A 6070-nucleotide genomic window follows, 5' to 3' on the forward strand; every position below is an offset into this window, starting at 1 on the left:
ATAGTGGATAGTGGCTCGTGGACGGAAAAGAGAATTTGTGGTTTGTTTTGCCAACGCGATACACGTATATATCCTGCTGCTTTCTGGGGTAATTTTCCTCTCTATTCACTATTCACTATCCACTATCCACTACTTTTGGATTCTAGCTGTTTTAGTCGATCGAGTCTCTAGCATCATTTCGTCTTCTTTGGCGACGGTACGCTTGATGCGGACGGTACCTGCTGCGGCGTCTTCGACATCGACGACGGAGCGGAGGAGTTTGGCGGTGGCTTCGTTGCCGGAATCGTGGGCGAGTTTGACGGCTTTGCCGAGTTTGACTGTTGCCACTTCAATATTACCTTGTGCTCGGGCTTCTAAGCCTTCTTGGATGGATTGTGCGAGTTCTGCTTGTCCGGTATAGTGAGCGACGCGACGATCGATTTTAGCGGTTTTGGCTTCGTCTTCCGTCCAGGTGGCGAGGATTTTGGCTTCGGTAATTTTGGTTTCGACGCCGTTGGTTTGGGTTATCAGGCTCGCTCTACCCGCCAACATTTCGTCGCCTACATTTCCGGCATTGATTTGGATGCAGAAGTGATAATCGCGCGATTCATTACTTCCCCACGCACCCGTTGGGTATTCGACGATTCTTTCGCTGACGACTTTGGCGCGACTGGTGACATCGACGATTTCGGGGCTGACTTGCTTGCAGAATAATACCTGCGCACCCATCGGCGTCCACAATCTGAGACTGACATCACTGACAGTTTTGCCCATCGCTTTAGTCAAAATTGCTTGGAAGTCGTCGGCAATTCGCTCTGGTGATGAGATAATATCCGTCGTACCTAATAGTCTGGCGGCAATTTTCTGTAGTTCGGCGACGCGCCAATCTGTCCCGACACCGCGACAGTCGCACTGAAATTTACCTTCAGATGCGTCCAAAACTCGAACCAAATCTTGCTCGTCATTAGGATCGTTTTGTCCGTCGGTAAGTAATAAAGCTTGGCAAATTGCTTGAGGCATCTTATTAAATTCACCCAAAGCTGTATGCAGCCAAGTAGACATCAAAGTCCCCCCGCCAGCACTAATTTCTTTTACCTGTGCGACGGCGCGGAGTTTATTTTCGGGGACGGCGTTGACGAGTGGTACTAGTAATTTTGCGCGACTAGATCCGGTGACGACAAAAAATGCCGCATCGGTGGGGAGGAGATTGATAATTTTGACGATCGCCTCTTTGGCGGCTATCATCTTGGCTCCACCCATCGAGCCAGATGTATCGCAAATAATCCCAAATAAGCGTTGGCTATTACTCGGTGCGGCGACGGTGGCACCATCATTGCTACTAGTCGTAATCGTCATGATGGCGTTTACTTGTGTTGCACCTTGAGGCAAGTAAGGATTTTGGAAGACTTCTGCGGTAAACATTAGGGGATAGAGGGTAGAGGGTAGAGGGTAGAGGGTAGAGGGTAGGCTTTAGGCTTTAGGTTTTAGGCTTTAGGCTTTAGGTTTTAGGGAAAAGGGATGAGAAATAGGGATTAGGATGCGTAGGTTAGCACCGATAACTCGATCGTGAAAATCTAACGAATCCTCAAATCTCGATCGTGTTCGACTTAACATAGGATATATCTACATCTGCGACCGATCGTGTTTACTGAATAATTAGGGCTAAATCTGACTAATTATGCGAAAGTTTTGCGATCGAGGATAAGATTTCGGTCATTATCGCAGACCCGAGCAGCGGGTAGATTAGAATTTAATTGAGCGATAGCTTTCATCGACGATCTTACGCCAAACTTAAGTGTATGTCCGATCGAAAATCGACGATTGTAGACTTTGCGGTAGATGGGGAAGCTGGATACCAGCAAATTTTCGATCGATCTCCGTTACTCAGTAGCATCTCTGCTCAGTTAGACGGGTTGCTCGTTGCCTATGACTATTTTCCACCAGGCGCGATCCCAAATACTTTAGTCAAACAGCATGGTTTGGGGATTTTTATCGATTTACCAGCTCCAGTTACAGCCGAGCGGTGGATCGATGGTAAATTGCGCCGTGAAGTAGTCAGGCGCGGCGATGCCTTCATCATTCCTGCCGATACTTGGCATTATTCTGAGTGGAATGGGGGTGGCGGTGCCATCGTCGTCGGATTGGAACCGCACGTCATGCTCGATGCTCTCAATTTAACTCTCGATCGCGATCGATTGGAATTGATTCCCCACTTTTCAACTACCGATCCGACGATCGATCGGATCGGGATCGCGCTCAAACACGCACTCGAACATCCCGGTAGTCTGAGTCGGCTCTATGCCGAATCGATGGTAGACGCGCTGATGATGCACCTGTTACAGCATTATTCCGTCCAAAATTATGCACTGCCTACTTATCAAGGCGGCTTGGCTCCAGCTCAACTAGAACAAATCGTAGACTATATCGATACATATCTCGATCGCGATCTGAGCTTACACGAACTGGCTCAATTAGTTCAATTGAGTCCGCACTACTTTTCGCAACTGTTCAAACAATCGACCGGATTTTCGCCCCATCAGTATATTCTGCGCCGTCGGATCGATCGAGGGAAAAAATTGTTACGCCAAGGTGGATTGAGCATTGCTGGCGTAGCGAAGATCGTTGGATTTGTCGATCAGAGTCATTTTCATCGTCATTTTAAACGGTTGGAAGGCATTACGCCCAAAGCTTTTATCAGGCAATTTTTCTAACAATACCTCACAACTGTTATTAGTAGATTGCGATGCCTATTCTAGGAATATTTCCATTCACATATTTTAACCTTCTTTGGCACTTTCATATTGATAAGGTAGTGCAACTCTGCCCTGAAAACTGTGATATCGTCTAGAAAAATGTTCTAGATAAGGACTTGATAGAACCGATCTTCTTTTAGCCATACCAAGTTCTAATTGACGATATAAAATTGCTGCTTCTATCCCAAAAATTCTTTTGAAATCAGCAGTCAACTCTGGCAATCCTTCTTTTTCTAATTCAAATTCTTTTGGTATTTTTTCAAAAAAATAATATCTTTCATGACGTTGAGAACTGACTAAATTCCATTCTTTGCTGTTCATCTCTGCTGTACCTCTAACTTCTTGAGCAGTTGCTACTTCACATAAAATAATGGAATTTAATAGTTTATCTGGCCGATTATCAGATATTCTTGCCTGATAATCCCAATCTAAATCGCAATCTTGTGTGACTACAATTACGTAAGGATGCAAAATATTAACAAAGGATAATTCTGTGTTGTCTAATTCAATTTCATTAGCAATGGGATAGTATTGAAATATATCGGTCAAGATTTCTCCTTGTCGAAAAGGAGTATTTTTAATTGATGATTGATAAATAGCCTGTTTTTTCATTAAAAAATATTTTGTACAAGCTATGATTCTAGAACAATGGGCTGTCTCACTTGCGTCTGTTTCAATATACCTTTTATATTAACGCTTGAAGAAGCAGATAGCCTCGAAGACTGAGAATGGTTTTCCACGTACAATGCTGCGCGATCTTGGTAGAAATCATTAATAGACTCTAATTCTTTAGCAGCTTCGGTCAGTGCATCTTCAGGCATAGATTGTAAATACATTAAGCATTTTAGTAACGCAATTCTATTATTACTTAGCGATAATCGATCCTGGTTAGTCACGATAGATAAATGAGAAGGAGATATCATTAGATCGAATTCAGGATACTTAATGATAAATGTTTTGCCATCTATATCAAATTTTTGTTCCGGTGCAGAGACAGTAGAACTTATTTTAGGTAACTGAAATCTCAACGTTCCGGGGACGCATTGCATTGTGAAGGGTATCTGTGATACTCCATCGGAATAGGTTTCTAGCCGATCTGTTGAATTCGTTAAGAATGTTCCACGTACTGCCATCTCTCTCTATCCTTTTTTCTGTGTAAAAATCAGCATTTAATAAATAGCAAGTTTCTTCTATATCTTTTTGAGCCTCTTTGACATTAACTAGCCCATGTTGAAGATTTATCTTACCGAACTCAGCTTGCAAAATCAAGTTTTTTGTAAGTGACTCGATCGAGTCTTCAAAATCTTGATTATACAGTTCAGATGCTATCTGCTCAGTTATCAGTTCTGACCAAGATTTATCTTTAAGCCCTAATTTCGATCTAAATATTAAGTCTTGATAGAATAAACCTAATCTCGTATAAAAAGATGGATTATATATTTCTTCAAAGACATCTACTGCCTCTTTAAATTTGGGTTTAAAGTCTTCATAACTTTTGTAATGAGAAGTTGTTAAAGAAATAAAATCTCTACCAATAGATAATTGCCATTGCATATCCTCAGATTTGAAATTATAAGAAACCTCACTTCTGAGAGGAGCACCTATCTGTTGAATGAATTGTGATATTTCAGGGGGAACTTGAGTTGACGTGGTTTCAAACAGTGGATAATGAGATCTAACCCGATCCTGAAATTCTACTGGTTCGTGATGAGAAATTTTAAGTATGGGTGGAAACCTCAACTGACACGCAACCTGAATAAGTGGATTGCGCTCGTAAATAACACGCTCGAAATCAGGTAAATGCATGAAGCTGCTTTTCAAATAATAATATTAATTAATCTATATTCCTATATTGTACCCTGATTTTTATGAAAATTAGTTAAATAAATCTAAACTAGATTTTTCCCCAAGAGAGATAGTAAAGCATACTCACTGCAAGGCTTTCGACTTCTTTCACCTGCATGGGATCGTCAACCCACCAATTGCGGTATTTTGTCAATGATGAGGATGACTAGACACCGAATATCCAAAAAATCGGATGAATATACAAGACAGCGATCGAGAGTTTGCTAAATACTGATAGCTAGAGTTACAGCTCGTATTTGTAGTAACAACAGGAGATCCCGCTCGTGGCACAGCTCGAAACCAAGACAGAGCCGATGGTGCTGAATATGGGGCCGCACCACCCTTCCATGCACGGTTGTTTTCGGATTATCGTGACGTTAGATGGGGAAGATGTCGTCGATTGCGAACCCGTCATTGGGTATCTGCATCGGGGAATGGAAAAGATCGCCGAAAATCGCACCAATCTGATGTATGTTCCCTACGTCAGTCGGTGGGATTATGCCGCTGGGATGTTTAATGAAGCCGTAACTGTTAATGCGGTGGAGAAGTTAGCGAATATTTCGGTTCCGAAACGGGCTAGTTATATTCGGATGATAATGCTCGAACTCAACCGGATTGCCAACCATTTGCTGTGGTTGGGGCCATTTATGTTAGATGTCGGTGCGGGGACGCCGTTGTTCTATATTTTCCGCGAACGGGAGATGATTTACGATCTGTGGGAAGCCGCGACTGGCTATCGAATGGTGAATAATAACTACTTCCGCGTGGGTGGGGTGGCGGTAGATTTACCCCATGGGTGGTTGGCAAAATGTGCGGATTTCTGCAATTATTTCGCGCCGAAAGTTGATGAGTACGAACGCTTGATTACCGATAATCCGATCTTTCGCCGTCGGGTAGAAGGAGTGGGGACGATTAGTCGGGAGATGGCGATTAGTTGGGGCTTATCGGGGCCGATGTTACGCGCTTCTGGCGTCAAGTGGGATTTACGTAAAGTCGATAGTTACGAGCGTTACGATGAGTTGGATTGGGAGATTCAATCCGAGACGGCGGGCGATTGTCTGGCACGATATCTAGTTAGAATGGCCGAAATGCGGGAGTCGGTGAAGATAATCCTTCAAGCGATCGATCGCATTCCTGGTGGTGCATACGAAAGTCTCGAAGCCAACCGTTTAGCTGCGGGTGTCAAATCTGAGTGGGATGGCTTCGATTATCAGTACATTAGCAAGAAGATCGCCCCAACCTTCAAAATCCCTTCAGGCGAACATTACGTGCGCGTGGAGAGTGGTAAAGGCGAGTTGGGGATATTTATCATCGGCGACGATAATATCTTCCCCTGGCGGTGGAAAATCCGCTCGGCTGATTTTAATAATCTCTCAATTTTGCCCTATTTACTCAAGGGGGTAAAAGTCGCCGATATCGTGGTGATTCTCGGGAGTATCGATATTATTATGGGTTCGGTCGATCGGTAGTGGAGCGGGGAGCGGGGAGCGGGG

The 6070-nt window shown here is 43.7% G+C and carries 6 protein-coding genes; 2 read left to right on the forward strand and 4 right to left on the reverse strand.

Annotated features, from left to right (window positions below):
• Window positions 1–129 precede the first annotated feature (129 nt).
• On the reverse strand, window positions 130–1401 hold the full coding sequence (locus C7B77_RS21645) for a vWA domain-containing protein (RefSeq protein ID WP_106309725.1): 1272 nt from the start codon (window positions 1399–1401) through the stop codon (window positions 130–132).
• 377 nt (window positions 1402–1778) lie between these two features.
• Between C7B77_RS21645 and C7B77_RS21650 the strand changes: the two genes are divergently transcribed.
• A complete protein-coding gene (locus C7B77_RS21650) occupies window positions 1779–2690 on the forward strand; it encodes a helix-turn-helix transcriptional regulator (RefSeq protein WP_106309727.1) in 912 nt (303 codons plus the stop codon).
• 66 nt (window positions 2691–2756) lie between these two features.
• Here C7B77_RS21650 and C7B77_RS21655 read toward each other — a convergent pair whose 3' ends face one another.
• Genes C7B77_RS21655 through C7B77_RS21665 form a run of 3 tightly spaced genes read right to left on the reverse strand, consistent with a single transcriptional unit; the run spans window position 2757 to window position 4538 of the window.
• Window positions 2757–3344, reverse strand: a complete 588-nt coding sequence (locus tag C7B77_RS21655) for a hypothetical protein (protein ID WP_106309730.1) — start codon at window positions 3342–3344, stop codon at window positions 2757–2759.
• Between the two features lie 20 nt (window positions 3345–3364).
• Complete coding sequence (locus C7B77_RS30870) at window positions 3365–3760, reverse strand: hypothetical protein (RefSeq protein ID WP_146138439.1); 396 nt, start codon at window positions 3758–3760, stop codon at window positions 3365–3367.
• On the reverse strand, window positions 3741–4538 hold the full coding sequence (locus C7B77_RS21665) for a TIGR04255 family protein (RefSeq protein WP_106309736.1): 798 nt from the start codon (window positions 4536–4538) through the stop codon (window positions 3741–3743). Before C7B77_RS21665 ends, C7B77_RS30870 begins: the two co-directional genes overlap by 20 nt.
• 323 nt (window positions 4539–4861) lie before the next feature.
• Here C7B77_RS21665 and C7B77_RS21670 point away from each other — a divergent pair, with 323 nt between their 5' ends.
• Window positions 4862–6046 carry an NAD(P)H-quinone oxidoreductase subunit H gene (locus C7B77_RS21670; protein ID WP_106309739.1) on the forward strand — a complete coding sequence of 395 codons (1185 nt, stop codon included), beginning with the start codon at window positions 4862–4864 and terminating at the stop codon, window positions 6044–6046.
• Window positions 6047–6070: the final 24 nt, after the last annotated feature.

Source organism: Chamaesiphon polymorphus CCALA 037 (assembly GCF_003003845.1).
Lineage (GTDB): Bacteria > Cyanobacteriota > Cyanobacteriia > Cyanobacteriales > Chamaesiphonaceae > Chamaesiphon > Chamaesiphon polymorphus.